The organism is Epilithonimonas bovis DSM 19482, from assembly GCF_900108115.1.
GTDB lineage: Bacteria > Bacteroidota > Bacteroidia > Flavobacteriales > Weeksellaceae > Epilithonimonas > Epilithonimonas bovis.
In genome coordinates, this window is record NZ_FTPU01000051.1 from 1 (window position 1) to 16,088 (window position 16,088).

General features: G+C 38.6%; 13 protein-coding genes and 1 pseudogene. 10 read left to right on the top strand and 4 right to left on the bottom strand.

Translation table 11 applies throughout. The annotated features are described in order from the left end of the window. The 7 genes and pseudogenes from B0B05_RS16705 to B0B05_RS14865 form a co-directional block, all read left to right on the top strand. A pseudogene (locus B0B05_RS16705) lies at positions 1–439 on the top strand (IS5/IS1182 family transposase); the annotation flags it as partial. Positions 440–749: 310 nt separating this feature from the next. Further along, complete coding sequence (lpdA, locus tag B0B05_RS14835) at positions 750–2,153, top strand: dihydrolipoyl dehydrogenase (protein WP_076784377.1); 1,404 nt, start codon at positions 750–752, stop codon at positions 2,151–2,153. A 404-nt stretch (positions 2,154–2,557) separates the two neighbouring features. Further along, positions 2,558–2,806 carry a type II toxin-antitoxin system ParD family antitoxin gene (locus tag B0B05_RS14845; protein ID WP_076784379.1) on the top strand — a complete coding sequence of 83 codons (249 nt, stop codon included), beginning with the start codon at positions 2,558–2,560 and terminating at the stop codon, positions 2,804–2,806. Continuing rightward, on the top strand, positions 2,806–3,105 hold the full coding sequence (locus B0B05_RS14850) for a type II toxin-antitoxin system RelE/ParE family toxin (RefSeq protein WP_076784380.1): 300 nt from the start codon (positions 2,806–2,808) through the stop codon (positions 3,103–3,105). Before B0B05_RS14845 ends, B0B05_RS14850 begins: the two co-directional genes overlap by 1 nt. Before the next feature lie 251 nt (positions 3,106–3,356). Further along, positions 3,357–4,403, top strand: coding sequence for a 3-dehydroquinate synthase (aroB, locus tag B0B05_RS14855; RefSeq protein ID WP_076784381.1), 1,047 nt, complete (start codon positions 3,357–3,359; stop codon positions 4,401–4,403). 164 nt (positions 4,404–4,567) lie between these two features. After that, a complete protein-coding gene (locus B0B05_RS14860) occupies positions 4,568–5,236 on the top strand; it encodes a porin family protein (protein WP_076784382.1) in 669 nt (222 codons plus the stop codon). A gap of 92 nt (positions 5,237–5,328) precedes the next feature. Beyond that, positions 5,329–5,919 carry a porin family protein gene (locus B0B05_RS14865; protein WP_076784383.1) on the top strand — a complete coding sequence of 197 codons (591 nt, stop codon included), beginning with the start codon at positions 5,329–5,331 and terminating at the stop codon, positions 5,917–5,919. Positions 5,920–5,987: 68 nt separating this feature from the next. Here B0B05_RS14865 and B0B05_RS14870 read toward each other — a convergent pair whose 3' ends face one another. From B0B05_RS14870 to B0B05_RS14880, 3 genes are all read right to left on the bottom strand, one after another. Beyond that, entirely contained in the window at positions 5,988–8,192 is a 2,205-nt protein-coding gene (locus B0B05_RS14870; protein ID WP_076784384.1) for a polyribonucleotide nucleotidyltransferase, read from the bottom strand. A gap of 154 nt (positions 8,193–8,346) precedes the next feature. Further along, positions 8,347–9,978 (bottom strand): ABC1 kinase family protein, encoded by a 1,632-nt coding sequence (locus tag B0B05_RS14875; protein ID WP_076784385.1) that lies wholly within the window; start codon positions 9,976–9,978, stop codon positions 8,347–8,349. Positions 9,979–10,032: 54 nt separating this feature from the next. After that, positions 10,033–10,347 (bottom strand): DUF4286 family protein, encoded by a 315-nt coding sequence (locus tag B0B05_RS14880; RefSeq protein WP_076784386.1) that lies wholly within the window; start codon positions 10,345–10,347, stop codon positions 10,033–10,035. A gap of 138 nt (positions 10,348–10,485) precedes the next feature. Between B0B05_RS14880 and gyrA the strand changes: the two genes are divergently transcribed. The 3 genes from gyrA to queG all read left to right on the top strand — a co-directional run bounded on the left by gyrA (position 10,486) and on the right by queG (position 15,581). Continuing rightward, on the top strand, positions 10,486–13,104 hold the full coding sequence (gene gyrA, locus B0B05_RS14885) for a DNA gyrase subunit A (RefSeq protein WP_076784387.1): 2,619 nt from the start codon (positions 10,486–10,488) through the stop codon (positions 13,102–13,104). Between the two features lie 106 nt (positions 13,105–13,210). Further along, entirely contained in the window at positions 13,211–14,587 is a 1,377-nt protein-coding gene (locus B0B05_RS14890; protein WP_076784388.1) for a tetratricopeptide repeat protein, read from the top strand. 70 nt (positions 14,588–14,657) lie between these two features. Next, positions 14,658–15,581, top strand: a complete 924-nt coding sequence (gene queG, locus B0B05_RS14895; RefSeq protein ID WP_076784389.1) for a tRNA epoxyqueuosine(34) reductase QueG — start codon at positions 14,658–14,660, stop codon at positions 15,579–15,581. A gap of 225 nt (positions 15,582–15,806) precedes the next feature. Here the strand turns inward: queG and B0B05_RS14900 are convergent. Next, a partial coding sequence (locus tag B0B05_RS14900; protein WP_221406981.1) for a hypothetical protein occupies positions 15,807–16,088 on the bottom strand: 282 nt, incomplete at its 5' end.

Genomic DNA, 16,088 nt, shown 5'->3' on the forward strand with positions numbered 1-16,088 from the left:
AACTCCTTACGATGGTCACACCATAGAACCACTTTTGGAACAGATGGAAACCGGTGGTCAAAAGCTCCCAAAAGAACTCGTTTACGATAGAGGTGGCAGAGGAAAATCAGAAATAAAGGGCGTGAAAATCTCCATCCCAAGCACTCCAAGAAAAAAAGACACTGCTTATCAAAAGCAGACAAAGCGCAAAAAATTTAGAACCAGAGCGGCAATAGAACCTATCATCGGACATTTAAAAACCGATTTTAGGCTGGCAAAAAATTACTTCATGGGAGAAACGGGACCACAAATCAATGCATTACTAGCTGCAACCGCTTGGAACATGAAGAAAATGATGGAGCTACTGAAACAGAAAATTATTTTCTTATTTTATAAGATACAAATTATGCTGTTTTCTAATCCTGTTTTTAAAAATAAATTAAATAGTAGGTTTTGTTAAGGAACGACTATTTACTTTTATGAATTATAATTCCAAAATAAAAGTAACAAAATATAATAAAGACACGATTTGGCTTTATGATTCGGAGAGGAAAAGAAAAGAGATGCTAATAAAAGTTAAAGGCAATCTTAATATTGAAAAGTCAAAAGAATTAAAACTAATAGATGAAAATACGGGAAAGGAAATTGAGACGTTGAATCTTTAATGACCCTAATTTTACAATAAAGAATTATGCTGAAAATCACTTCCAAAATTGCTGTAAAATTCGTAAATTTGAGGAAATTTTATTTCGAATAATAATCACAAAGATATGAGTCAATTTGATGTAACCGTTATCGGTTCTGGTCCTGGCGGATATGTAGCAGCTATCAGAGCTGCACAATTGGGTTTTAAAACAGCAATTATAGAGAAATATCCTACATTGGGCGGTACTTGTCTCAACGTGGGTTGTATCCCATCCAAAGCGTTGCTGGACAGTTCAGAACATTTTGAGAAGGCTAAACACGATTTTGCAGATTTCGGAATTGTAATTAATGAACCTCAGGTGGATCTGGCAAAGATGATAGAACGCAAAAATGGCGTGGTAGAGCAAACTACAAAAGGAATCAACTTCCTGATGGACAAAAATAAAATTACGGTTTTTGAAGGTGTGGGAAGCTTTGAATCTGCCACCCAGATCAAAGTCACTAAAAAAGATGGCTCATCAGAAACAATTGATTCAAAATATACCATTATCGCCACTGGTTCCAAACCTTCCAGTTTGCCATTTATCCCGCTTGATAAAGAAAGGGTGATTACTTCTACAGAAGCACTTAATCTTAAGGAGATTCCTAAGCATCTGATTGTTATTGGTGGGGGAGTTATTGGTCTAGAACTGGGTTCTGTATACTTAAGACTTGGCTCTCAGGTAACTGTGGTTGAGTTTATGGACAAAATTATCCCAGGAATGGACGGTTCTTTATCAAAAGAATTGCAAAAAGTCCTTAAAAAACAAGGGATGAAATTTGAGCTTTCAACTGCTGTTTCTGCAGTAGAGAGAAACGGAGATTCTGTAAAAGTAACCGCTAAAAACAAAAAAGGTGAAGAAGTTTCTTATGATGGTGATTATGTTTTGGTATCTGTAGGCAGAAGACCTTATACAGACGGGCTTGGCCTGGAAAATGCCGGCGTAGAACTGGATGAGAGAGGAAGAGTTAAAACCAATGACCATCTGCAAACCAATGTTTCTAACATCTACGCTATCGGAGATGTTGTAAAAGGTGCGATGTTGGCTCACAAAGCAGAAGAAGAAGGAACTTTTGTTGCTGAAACTTTGGCTGGGCAAAAACCTCATATTAATTATAATTTGATTCCTGGTGTGGTTTACACATGGCCAGAAGTCTCAGGTGTTGGTAAAACCGAAGAGCAGCTGAAAGCAGAAGGTGTAGAGTACAAAGTGGGCCAGTTCCCAATGAGAGCTTTGGGAAGAAGCCGTGCCAGTGGTGATACAGACGGATTTGTAAAAATTATTGCTGATGCCAAAACAGACGAGGTTCTTGGCTTCCATATGATTGGTGCCAGAGCAGCAGATTTAGTTGCAGAAGGTGTAACGGCCATGGAGTTCCGTGCCAGTGCAGAAGATATCTCCAGAATGTCCCATGCACACCCAACTTATGCAGAAGCAATAAAAGAAGCTGCATTGGATGCTACAGACAAGCGCCCAATCCATATGTAGTCATCATTGCAATAGATAGAAATGAGAGAAGCTTTTGCTTCTCTTTTTTTATAACTTTACGGTATGAGAACAATTCTTAGTTTAGTTTTACTATTTAATCTTACGTTTTTCCAATCGCAAAGTATAAAGCAAATCAGGAGTACTGTTTCTTCGATTAACACCTACAACGACTATGAAATCAAAAGTCTTGATGATAGTTCTTTCGCTGATGATGAAGCGCCGGATAATGGGCAATCGGTAACGGGATACTTTCTTGGGAAAGAGTTATGTAGAATAATCCATTTTGTCGGGTTGTCTTATAAAAATGTGTTATCTGCGGTCATGTTTGACCTATATTGCGTAAATAAATTTGGAAGAAATACCATAACTTGGTATATTTGATTTAGAAATTAAATCAAATTGTTATGGCTAAAAATACTTCGATTTTATTGGGCGATTATTTCGATAATTTTATCAGTTCGCAAATCAAAACTGGAAAATATTCTTCTGCAAGCGAAGTTGTAAGAGCGGCTTTACGAATGTTTGAACACGAAGAAACTAAAAAATCTGAATTAATTAAAGAACTTAAAAGAGGTGAAAAGTCAGGGTTTTCAACCAATTTTAATCGTGAAACTTTCAAACAAAACTTACACAAAAAATATATTGCTGAATAATGAATTACAACATCAGCAAAGAAGCCGAATATGATTTAGAAAGTATTTGGCTTTATACTTTTGAAGAATGGTCACTCGAACAAGCGGATTATTATTTTGATTTGATTATGGATGAAATCGAATATATTGCTGCAAATCCTAAATCTGGAAAAGATTACAATGATGTAAGAAAAGGATATTTTCATTCTACAGTAAAATCACATGCCATTTTTTACCGAATTAATTTAAAAGAAGAAAAAGTCGAGATTATCAGGATTTTACATAAAAAAATGGATATTGAAACACACTTGAATGAATAATAAATAAATCGCTCATTTTTGTTTCAGAATCGGAATTTCAGACTTTGGGAAAGCAGGGCGAGCTAGTTAAACCAAAATTAATAAACGTGTGGCGCTATTATTTTAATAACCGGAAAATGATCAGTAAGGACCCGAAACCCAATGATAGCAATATGATTTTCTAAAAAGTGCAGAAGCTTTTAAAAAGGATTTGAACAAAAAATGATGCTTTTTTATAATTAATTGTTCTTACTTTTGTTAAAATATTAATTATGATAAAGCAACTGGATAAAGATTTTACAAGCCTTAATGAATTCATAGATTTGCTAAGTCCGAGTAAAATATTCATTCTTGTAGATGAGAACACGCACGATCATTGTTTGCCAATATTATTACCCAACCTTGTAACCGATGCACCCTTTGAGATTGTAGAGATAGAGGCAGGCGAAGAGAATAAGAATATCCATTCTGCAACACAAATCTGGGAAATTTTCACTGAGTTGGAAGCCGACAGAAAAGCCCTTCTTCTTAACCTTGGTGGCGGTGTGGTAACAGATCTTGGTGGTTTTGTAGCTTCTACTTACAAGCGCGGCATTAGGTTTATCAATCTTCCCACGACACTTCTGGCGATGTGTGATGCATCAATCGGCGGCAAAACGGGTATAGATCATATTTATCTTAAAAATATCATCGGGACATTCGCATTGCCCGAAGCTATTCTTTTCTATCCGGAATTTCTGAAAACGCTTGATTTTACAGAATTGCGAAGTGGTTTTGCGGAGATGTTAAAACATGGCCTTATTGCAGATGCAGCCCATTGGAAGGATTTGACTTCTATAGAAAAATTGACGCCGGACTCGGTTGCACCGTTTATCAAAAGAAGCATGGAGATAAAAGAAGAGGTGGTCAGCAAAGATTTTAAAGAACAAAATGTTCGGAAAATTCTCAACTTTGGGCATACCATTGGCCATGCAGTAGAAAGCCTGTTTATGAAAAACGGAAATCTGATTCCTCACGGAGAAGCCGTTGCATTAGGCATGATCTGTGAAACGCACCTTTCTCTGCTTACTGGACTGATTGAGTTAGAACCTTCTTCTGAGATTATAAGCAAAATTAAACGCCTCTTTCCGTATATTGATATTTCTCAATTTAAAAATGCTGCAATTATGGATCTGATGTTTAATGATAAGAAAAATGCAGGCGGTCATATAAATTTTTCATTGATCAATGGTATAGGTTCCTGCCTTTTTGATCAGAAAGTAAACGTCGACCATATTATGATGGCTTTGGATTTTTATAAAGAATTAAACAATGCATAATTTTTATCAAATTTAAATTGATTGGTTAATTGGTTGTTTATTAAGCTTTTAATTAATTTTTAAGTTTTATAACTGGATAATAAATATCATTATGTTCTGTTTTGGCAGAGTATTTGGAATTACCCTCACCGTAAAACAAAAATTTAAAATTAAAATTTGAAATTATGAAAAAGTTATTTTTAGGATTAGGTTTAGTAGCAGGGTCTTTTGCATTGGCACAAACCAGTCCACAATTTGGATTAAAAGCAGGTCTTAACGTTTCCTCAATTTCTGATGATGGTTATGAAGATTCTAAATCAAAAGCTGGATTCTATGGTGGTGTTTTTATGAACGCTCCATTATCAGAACAATTCAGTATTCAGCCAGAGGTTTTATATAGCCAGATGGGAGCAAAAACTGTTGATAACGCGACAGTTCTAGGAACAACCGTTAAGAATTCTGCAACACTTAATTTAGATTATATTGCTGTACCGGTAATGTTCCAATTTAAGGCTACACCAAACTTTTATATAGAAGCTGGACCAGAATTTGGTTTCTTAGTTAGTGCAAAAGCTAAAGGTGATAGAACCATTACTACCAGTGGAGGTTCATCAACTACTACAAGTTATTCTTCAAAGGATATCAAAGACAATTTCAGTGGTTTCAATATGGGGGCTGGACTTGGTTTAGGATTTAATATTACCAACAACTTTGGGATCAATGCAAGGTATGTAGCTGGTTTTACTGACATCAGTAAGAAAAATGATGGTTCAGATGGTACCACATCTACTGGCAATAGCAATAACAAAAATAGAAACAACACATTCCAAGTTGGTTTGGCTTACAAATTCTAGTCATTAACCAATAAAGATTATTCAAAGACCGATTATTTCGGTCTTTTTTGTTTTTATAATTTACTATTTTTGTCATATATAAAATAATATATATGAAGAAATTTTTTGGATTGTTGGGGCTTGCAATCGCTTCGGTGTCTTATGCGCAATCGTTTGGTGTAAAGGGTGGATTAAATATTTCTACCGTAAGCCAGGAACGTGAGTGGTCGGATTCTAATTCCAAATTAGGTTATTATGCAGGTGTTTACATGCATGCACCGGTGAATAATGTATTTAGCATACAACCGGAGCTGATTTACAATAATATGGGCGTGAAGTACGATAATGGCAGTACATCTCACACGCTTAATCTCGATTATATTGCGATGCCTATTATGTTTCAGTTCGAACCTATACCAAAATTATATTTTGAGGCAGGCCCGCAGTTTGGCTTTCTTGTAGGTAACAAAAATAAATACGAGAGTAATAATAAAACCATCATAGAAAAAGATAAAGATGCCTACAATCAGTTTGACCTTAATGCAGGGATTGGTTTAGGCTTCCGGTTCAATAATATGGCCATTGGCGCACGTTACCTCATAGGTTTTACCGATATCAAGAAGTCTGGCTCTACAAGCTGGAGTAATAGTGAGAAACAGCTTAGGAACAGTGGCCTGCAGATCGGTTTACAATATGGTTTCTAATAACTGAATTCTTTTAACCCAATAAAAATGTCCCGATCAAGTGATCGGGACATTTTGTGTAATTAGAATTAAGCTTCTGCAGGAGGTGTTTGGTCAGCCGGCTTTTCAGCGTTTGGCTTATCCTGTCCTTCAGGTCTTGGTTTCTGTTCAGGTTTTGGTGGTCTTGGCAACAAAACTTTTCTTGAAAGTTTCATTTTTTTACGGTCATCATAACCCATAAATTTAACTTCCACTTCGTCCCCTTCTGCATATGGGACTTTTTCAAGTCTTTTCCATTCGATTTCTGAGATGTGGAGAAGGCCTTCTGTACCTTTGGCAATCGCTACGAATGCGCCGAAATCCATTACTTTTACAACCTTACCTTTATAGACTTCGCCTACAACCGGTACAAAAGTAATTTCGTTGATCTTCGCCACTGCAGCGTTGATCTTTTCTCTGTCTGTACCTGCAATCTCGATACGTCCGATTTCGCCAATTTCCTCAATAGCGATTACGGTATCGGTATCTTTCTGCATCTGTTGGATGATTTTTCCGCCAGGCCCGATTACAGCACCGATGAAATCTTTCGGAATTTCCATCACTACCATTTTTGGAGCGTGCGGTTTAACATCAGTTCTTGGTGCAGCGATGGTTTCGGTAATTTTATTTAGGATGTGAAGTCTTCCTTCTTTTGCCTGTAACAGAGCTTTTTCCATAATATCCATAGAAAGCCCCTGGATCTTGATGTCCATCTGGCAGGCGGTGATTCCGTCCGCTGTTCCGGTTACCTTGAAGTCCATATCTCCCAGGTGATCTTCATCACCTAAGATGTCGGAAAGAACGGTCCATTTTCCTGATTTTTTATCAGTAATCAATCCCATGGCAATCCCAGAAACAGGTTTTGTAATTTGCACACCGGCATCCATTAATGCTAATGTCCCGGCACAAACAGTGGCCATAGAAGATGAACCGTTAGATTCCAAAATATCAGAAACGATACGGATCGTGTAAGGGTTTTCTTCAGGGATTACTGCCTGCAAAGCTCTCTGCGCAAGGTTACCGTGGCCAACTTCTCTTCTGGATGTCCCTCTAAGAGGTCTTGCTTCACCGGTTGAGAATGGTGGGAAGTTATAATGCAAAAAGAATTTTTCATCATGTTGTGTGATCACGCTGTCTACCATATTGGCATCTTTTACAGACCCCAAAGTTACTGCAGTTAATGACTGTGTTTCTCCTCTGGTGAAAATGGCTGACCCGTGTGCACCAGGCAGGTAGTCAACTTCTGACCATATCGGACGGATGGTTTTTGGATCACGGCCGTCAAGACGGATGTTGTCTTCCAAAATCATTTGTCTCATAGCTTCTTTCTCTACATCGTGGTAGTAGACTTTTGCAAATGGTGTCACTCTTTCCAGCTCTTCTGCATTATCAACATATTGTGATAAAAATTCATCCAAAACAGCTTTGAATTTTTCGCCTCTTTCTTCTTTTCCGGAAGGTGTTCTGGCTACTTCATATACTTTGTCATAAGTCTCTTTCCAGACTTTTTCGCGGATATCTTCGTCGTGAACCTCATGAGAATATTCTCTTTTTGGGAAAGCTTTTCCTACTTTTTCGGCTAATCTTTCCTGAGCTTCGATTTGTTTTTTGATCTCAGCGTGGGCAAACTGGATAGCTTCAAGCATTTCCTGTTCAGAGATTTCTTTCATTTCGCCTTCTACCATTACGATAGAATCTTTTGTAGCGCCTACCATGATGTCCAATTCTGCATCCTTTAGAGATTCATAAGTTGGATTGATAGCCAATTGACCACCAAATCTTACCACGCGCACTTCTGACATTGGCCCTCCAAAAGGGATATCTGTCACGGCGATGGCTGCTGACGCTGCCAAACCTGCAAGGTCATCCGGGATTGTCTGTCCGTCATAAGAGATCAGGGAAATCATCACCTGTACTTCTGCGTGGAAATCTTCCGGGAATAATGGCCTAAGAACTCTGTCTACCAAACGCATGGTTAAAATCTCCTGATCGGATGGTCTTGCTTCTCTTCTGAAGAAGTTTCCGGGGATTTTGCCGCCTGCGTAGAATTTTTCCCTGTAATCGACTGTTAATGGTAAAAAGTCAACACCAGGATTGGCTTCTTTGTTAGCTACAACGGTTGCTAAAAGCATTGTCCCGCCTAGTTTTACAACAACAGATCCATCAGCCTGCTTGGCTAATTTTCCTGTTTCTAATGTGATTTCTCTGCCATCTGCAAGAGTAATCTTTTCTGTAATTGCTTGAGGTGTACTCATAAATTGTTGCGATGCACTCCGTATTGAGTGCTTTAGTTAATGATATTTCGTCTAAAATTTCAGCTGCAAATTTACTGTTTTTATTTGGATCGTAGAGAATAAGGCTGGGTTTTGCATAGTAATATTGTAAATAGTGCAAAACTTATCCTGATAATCACTTTTTAATGATCCTAAAAATCAGAATGATTGCTAAAACTGTTGTAAAAATACCGAGGATGATGCTGCCCGCAGAGAAATGTTGGCCATCCGATGATAACAGGATTGCCATGGCAATGATATTGGCAGCAATAATGAGTGTCAGGATTAGACTGGTAAAACTGGATTTTAGAATATGGTTGGTTTTATCAATGTCACGGATCTCGCTGGTTACCGTAAATTTGTTGCTATCCAGTTTTTCCAGCAAAGATCTCAGTTCTTTTGGGATGTCTTCTACATTGTCTGTAAAATCAAGGACTTTATTCAGGCTGTTTTTAAAAATAGTTTGTGGCGCAAATTTTTTAGCAATGATTTTGCGTGTATAAGGCGCCAGTGTTTTTACAATGTCAAGATCTGGATTAATAGTTCGCCCAACGCCTTCTATAAGTCCAATTCCTTTAAATAGCAGGTAAAAGTAGCCCGGCATGAAGAGATGATTGTTGCTCAAAACATCTTTCATTTTGTTGATGATCTGTTGCGGATCAATATTTTTAAGAGAAGTATTGTGAACAAAATCCAGCACTTCAGCAACATCATTCTCAAATTTTTTCTCATCAGGGATGTCATAACTTACCGCCATTCTTTTGAGGTTTCGGATGATTTTTTGCGGATTTTTAGCAACAAAAGCAACAATCAGGTTTTCCAGGATATCTTTATCGTTAGGTTGTATTTTCCCAACGGCACCAAAATCTATGAATACAATTTTCCCATCGTACGTCACAAGAATATTGCCTGCGTGCGGATCCGCATGGAAAAAGCCATAATCTAAAATCTGTGATGCAAAAAGCCGTAAGCCTTTTTCTGAAATTTTTATGGGATCAAGGCCGTTCTCGGTTAGTTTTGCAGTGTCCGTAATCTTGATCCCGTCAATATAGCCCATGCAAAGGACATTATTATTGGAAAACTGGTCATAAACTTTTGGTACAGCGGTGTCTCGGTTATGCTTAAAATTAAGCCCAAACTGATAGATGTTATTCTTCTCGTTAACCAAGGAAACCTCTTCCAGCAGTGATTTCTCAAATGTGGAAACGGCCTGGTCCAGATTGAGCCGGGCACCAAAGTCTGAGTAGCTGTTGATAAGTCTTACCAAGTCTTTGACGAGCAGCAGGTCATCTTCTATAACAGCTAAAATGCCTGGTTTTTTGATTTTTAAAATAACCTTTTCTCCATCCAGAAGGACTGCTGTATAAACCTGAGCAATAGAGGCTGTGGCAATTGGTATTTTGTCTATACTCAGGAAATAATCAGGAGGATTGATATCAAATTCAGTCATAAGGACAGATTCAACATCCATTGGGATCGTTTCTACCTTATCCTGTAATTTTTGCAGTTCGGTGATAAGGTCTGCCGGAAGCAGGTCCTCGCGATTGCTGAAACTTTGCCCCAGTTTTACAAAAGTAGGACCTAGCTCTTCCAAAGCCAAGCGGATGCGCTGATATAATCCCTGATCCGCATTCAGTGTATCGTTACCGGACGCTTCATTTGTTTTGCCTGGATTAATTCTTGAAAGTAAATCCTGAAATCCATACTTGCTGAGAACTGCAACCAGTTTTGCAGAGCGTTTCAGTTTTCGCTGTTGTTTGCCGAACATTTTTTTTGATATATGACCCTGGCGGATCTGGCTTCAAAAACTATTCCCAAGTGATTACAGCCGATTTTTTTTAGGATTGAGGAAGGTGGGGAATATCATGACTTCCGGTCCAAATTTTTTGGAAATCCGTTCTTCGATATTTAGCATTTCGCTTTCCATAAAGTCGTTGCGGAGCGTGTCATCTGCAAAAATCAAAAGCAAATTTGTATTTTTTCCCTCGTTTAGCATGTCAGACTCTACTTCAGACAAGATATACTGTTCTACATCTATCAGGTTTTGCACCATCTGGTGCAGTTCGTTGTCCAGATAGAGATCCCATTCAGTAATTTGATTTTCTGTCGTATGGAAGGTGATGCTTAGTATGCTCATTTTTTTGGGATTAATGTTAATAAATTGAGACTGTAAAAATCGTATTTTTTTTGTAAATTAGCCCGTTATAAAAATCAGAAAAATTCAAAAAATCAAAAGCTGTTATAACTTTTTGATTGACAATAAATTAAAATATTTATGCATAAGGAAGGAGAAAGGTTAATACCGATCAATATTGTTGACGAGATGAGAACCTCATACATCGATTATTCGATGTCGGTTATTGTATCAAGGGCTTTGCCGGATGTCCGCGACGGGCTAAAACCTGTTCACAGACGTGTTCTTTACGGTATGTACGGTCTTAACGTGTTTTCTAATAGAAAGTATCTTAAATCTGCTAGGATTGTAGGGGATGTTTTGGGTAAATACCACCCACATGGTGACAGCTCGGTTTACGACGCTATGGTGAGGATGGCGCAGCCATGGAGCTTACGCTATGAGCAGGTAGACGGGCAGGGTAACTTCGGTTCTATGGATGGCGATCCGCCTGCAGCAATGCGTTATACCGAGGCCAGGCTTAAGAAAATATCAGATGAGATCTTATCCGATCTGGACAAAGAAACCGTAGATTTCCAAAACAATTTTGATGACTCTTTGCAGGAGCCAACTGTCTTGCCTACAAAAATCCCTAACCTTTTGGTGAACGGGACATCCGGTATTGCAGTGGGTATGGCCACCAATATGGCGCCACACAACCTGTCAGAAAGTATAGATGCAATTTGTGCTTATATTGATGATAAGGAAATTACCATAGACGAGTTGATGAAGCATATCATAGCACCGGATTTCCCAACTGGTGGTATTATCTATGGCTATGATGGTGTTCGCGATGCATTCCATACGGGTAGGGGACGTATTGTTCTCCGTGCTAAAGTTAATTTTGAGGAAGTCCATAACCGCAACGCGATTATCGTTACAGAAGTACCTTATCAGGTCAATAAGGCGGAAATGATTTCCAGAACTGCAGAGCTTGTAAAAGAAGATAAAATCCCAGGAATCTACGAGATCCGAGACGAGTCAGACAGGCGCGGTCTTCGGGTGGTTTACGAATTGAAAAATGATGCCATCCCTAATGTTGTCCTTAATTTATTATATAAATATACTTCTTTACAGACATCGTTTTCAGTCAACAATATTGCGTTGGTAAAAGGCCGGCCAGAACAGCTGAACCTAAAAGATTTGATTCATCATTTTGTGGAACACCGCCACGAAGTGATTGTCAGAAGAACGCAGTACGAATTGAAAAAAGCCAAAGAACGGGCACACATTCTCGAAGGCTTTATGAAGGTGATCGGCACTCAGGATTCTCTGGACAGAGCCATTGCCATTATCCGTCACAGCGCAACGCCGCAGGCTGCAAAAGAAGGTTTGATAGAGGAATTTGAATTGTCAGAAATTCAGGCTCAGGCTATTCTGGATCTTCGTTTGGCCCGTCTTACGGGAATGGAGCTGGACAAAATCCGTGCTGAATACGAAGAAATAATGGCCTTGATCAAAGATTTGGAAGATATCCTGTCCAACGAACCAAGACGTTACCAGATCATCAAAGATGAATTGATCGAAGTTAAAGAGAAATATGGTGATGAGAGACGTTCTGAGATCGATTATTCCGGAGGGGAAATGTCCATCGAGGATATCATTCCTGATGAAAAAGTAGTTCTAACGATTTCCCATGCCGGTTATATCAAGAGAACGCTTCTTTCCGAATATAAAGTACAGTCCCGAGGTGGTGTAGGTAACCGCGCTGCGACTACCAGAGACGAGGATTTCTTAGAATATATCGTAACCGCTACAAACCATGAGTATCTATTGTTCTTCACCGAGAAAGGAAAATGCTTCTGGCTGCGTGTTTTTGAAGTTCCGGAAGGATCTAAAACAGCAAAAGGCAGAGCGGTGCAGAATTTGATCAATATCGAGCCAGATGATAAGATCAAGGCTTATATCAGAACCAAAGACCTTAAAAACCAGGAGTATATCAGACAGATGAATGTCGTGATGATTACCAAAAACGGTACCATCAAGAAAACATCTCTGGAAGCTTACTCCAGACCAAGAACTAATGGTGTTAATGCCATCGAGATCCGTGATAATGATGCGCTTTTAGGAGCCAGATTAACCGACGGAAATTCCGAAATTATGATCGCGACCAAAAACGGTAAGTGTATCCGTTTCCCAGAAGAAAAAGCTAGGGCTGTCGGCAGAAGTTCGATTGGTGTAAGAGGTATTTCTCTGGAAGATAATGACGAAGTAATCGGAATGATTGTTGTTAATGATCTTGAGAATGATACTGTTTTGGTAGTGTCAGAACGTGGTTATGGTAAGAGAACTGCTGTAGAAGATTACAGGGTGACCAACCGTGGTGGTAAAGGTGTTATTACACTGAATATCACCGAAAAAACAGGACATCTTATCGCAATACAAAGTGTAACGGATGAAGACGGATTGATGATTATCAATAAATCCGGTGTTGCTATCCGAATGAATATGAACGAAATGCGTGTAATGGGCCGAAATACCCAGGGTGTAAAAGTGATTAATCTTAAAACAAAAGATGAGATTGCAGCAATCGCTAAAGTAGAAATGGATAAAGATGTGGAAGAGGAGGAAACCGAAGAGGTTGCCGAATCAGACAGCAATAACCCTGAATTTGCAGATAAACCACAAACCGGCGATAACCAGATTAATATCGGGGATGAGGCAGATTTGAAAAAGATAGAAGATGAGGAAGCTGCTGAAAATGATGACGATCAAGAATAAGTAACAAATTTTAAAGTATCATCAATGAAATCGCTATTATTGGTAAACTTAAATAGCAATCAAAAGTGATAACATTTGATAAATAAAAATCAATAAATATCCATATATGAAAAAATTAGTTTTAAGCATGGCGCTTCTTTCTGTAAGCCTTGTTTGGGCTCAGAAAAAAGAAATTGCCAACGCTGTAAAAGCCGTAGATTCCGGAGATACTAGCACTGCTAATTCCGAAATTTCCAAAGCAGAAGCTATTTTTGGAGATAAAACCTATCTATTGGAACCGGCCGTGCTGGAGCAATATTATTATGCCAAAGGTCTGGCCCTTTTAAAAGATGGTAAAAATACCGAAGGCGCAGAATATCTTGCCAAAATCAATACGCTGGATTCAGAGACGATCTACACCGGAAAAGATGCTCAAAAAAACAAAGTCTATTTTGTTGGAAAAAGTGCAGCAGATCAGTTTGGCAGCGGTATTTCTTTGAAAGAAGAAAAATATAAACCGGCTTTGGGAGAAAAAGTAAGAGCCAATGTTAACAGCCTTTTGCAGGCGGCTAACGCAGAAGCTACCAAAGAGTATAACGCGAAGAATTTTGACGTTGCCGGCGCTAAATTTACAGAAACTTATTATCTGTTAAAAGCTGCAGGTCAGGATAATAAAACTTATCTATATTACGCTGGTGCAGCATATGCGCAGTCAGCAAACAACAAAGCAAAAGCTGTTGAGATACTGGATTCTCTTATCAAATCTAACTACACAGGTGAAGAAACCATCTATTCTGCAAAAAATACCAAAACAGGTAATGTAGAAAATTTGGATAAAGCTGCTTTTGATCTTTATAAAAAGGCTAATGCGGGTTATACCGATTTCAAAACAGAAAAAACACCTAATAAGCAGGAAGAGCTTTACGAATTGCTGGCATCATTGTTATTCGAACAACAGAAGTATGATGAGGCTGCCAAAATTGCTAATGAAGGTCTTGTAAAATTTCCAAAAAACCAGTCTTTATCACAGGTTCAGGGGAATGCTTACTACAAATCCGGTAAAACCGATGAGTTTGTAAAAACCCTGAATGCTAAGTTAGCAGCCAATCCAAACGATAAGGAAAGCTTGTACAACCTTGGCGTAGTGCAAAGTAAGGATCCGTCTAAACAGGCAGAGGCAGAAGCAACGTACAAGAAGTTAGTGGATCTGGATCCTAAATTCCCCAATGCGCTGAACAATCTGATCTTTACAATTATTGGTGATGATGATGCCGCAATTAATGAATATAAGGAACTAAGAAAAGCAGGCAAAATAGATTCTGCTAACAAAGTTCTTGATCAGAGACGTGCAAGATTTCAAAAAGCATTGCCATATGCGGAAAAACTGTACGCTAACGAGCCTAATAATAAAGAGGTAGTTTCGCTTCTGAAACAGATGTATATGACAACACAGAATACGGCAAAATACAATGAGTTTAAGGCTAAAGAAGCTGCACTCAAATAATGATATTAGAAATAATATTTAAGACTGTCTGAGAAGGCAGTCTTTTTTATTTGCTACTTTTGCAGCTGTAATGAACCTTCAGGAAAAATACAGCCGGTTAATTAAATCCAAAGCGTCAGCTTTCGGGTTTCAGTCGTGTGGTATTTCCAAAGCAGATTTTTTAGCAGAAGAAGCGCCAAGGCTGGAAAAATGGCTCAGGAATGGTTTCCATGGCAAGATGGGTTATATGGAGAACCATTTTGATAAACGGCTGGATCCGCGTTTGTTGGTAGAAGGTGCAAGGTCTGTTATCTCGTTGAGTTATAATTATTTTCCCGAAAAAGAACAGAACCCCGGGAATTATAAGATTGCAAAATACGCGTACGGGGAAGATTATCACGATGTTATCAAAGAAAAGCTAAGGCATCTGGTGTCAGAACTTCAGGACGAGGTAGGAGAATTCGGATTCCGTGTTTTTGTAGATTCAGCGCCGGTTTTAGAAAAAGCCTGGGCCAGAAAATCAGGAATCGGCTGGGTGGGCAAAAACTCCAATCTGATTACCAAACAGCACGGTTCTTTTTATTTCTTGGCGGAGATTATCTGTGATCTGGATTTATCAGAGGATTCGCCGGTTACAGATCATTGTGGCAGCTGCACCAGATGTATAGACGCATGTCCTACGCAAGCCATTGTTTCGGATAAGATTATTGATGGCAGCCGTTGTATCTCGTACGCTACCATAGAGCTGAAAGACCAGATCCCTGATTCTTTCAAAGATAAGATGGAGGACTGGATGTTTGGTTGCGATATATGCCAGAACGTCTGCCCATGGAACCGTTTTTCCGCACCCACGCTGGAAGAAAAGTTTCGCCCAAAGCCCGCGATAATAGATTTCACAAAACAGGACTGGAAAGAAATTACTCAGGAGATTTTTTCCTCAGTATTCAAGGGATCAGCAGTTAAGCGGACCAAATTTGCGGGTCTTAAGAGAAACCTCGATTTCTTATCAGAATAAAAATTGATTATAAAATCATTTTCTCTTCTGAACTCTTTTGGGGGCAACTTTCACTCTTAGTTTTTGTCTTTTGTTAGATTGTCTTTTCTTTGGCATATTTTAGTCTTATTTTGATAATAAAATTGATAAAAATTTGCCGTAAAAACAATAGAATTAAATAAAATTAATCACTATCAAACGGATAAACACACAAATGAGTAATATTCCTTCATAAAACATTGTTTTTCAATATGTTTTTATAAGAATACAAAAACCCACCTCTCTGTTTTTCAGAACAATTCTGTCTGTATCCAAGGTGGTTTTCTTCGTTTTTTCTGTTTCGTGTAAGTTCTCCTGCTGTTCTGTACCATCCAAAATATTTCCAGATGGCTGATTAAATGAATCCTGATGAGTGCCGCAATGGTAGAAAATGCCTTTTTGCTCTTTGATTTTACACGTAGAACCTGCAACAGTAGCTGTGCAATCAGGGTACACCAAATTTGGGTTTTGATGCCGTTTTCTGTTTCG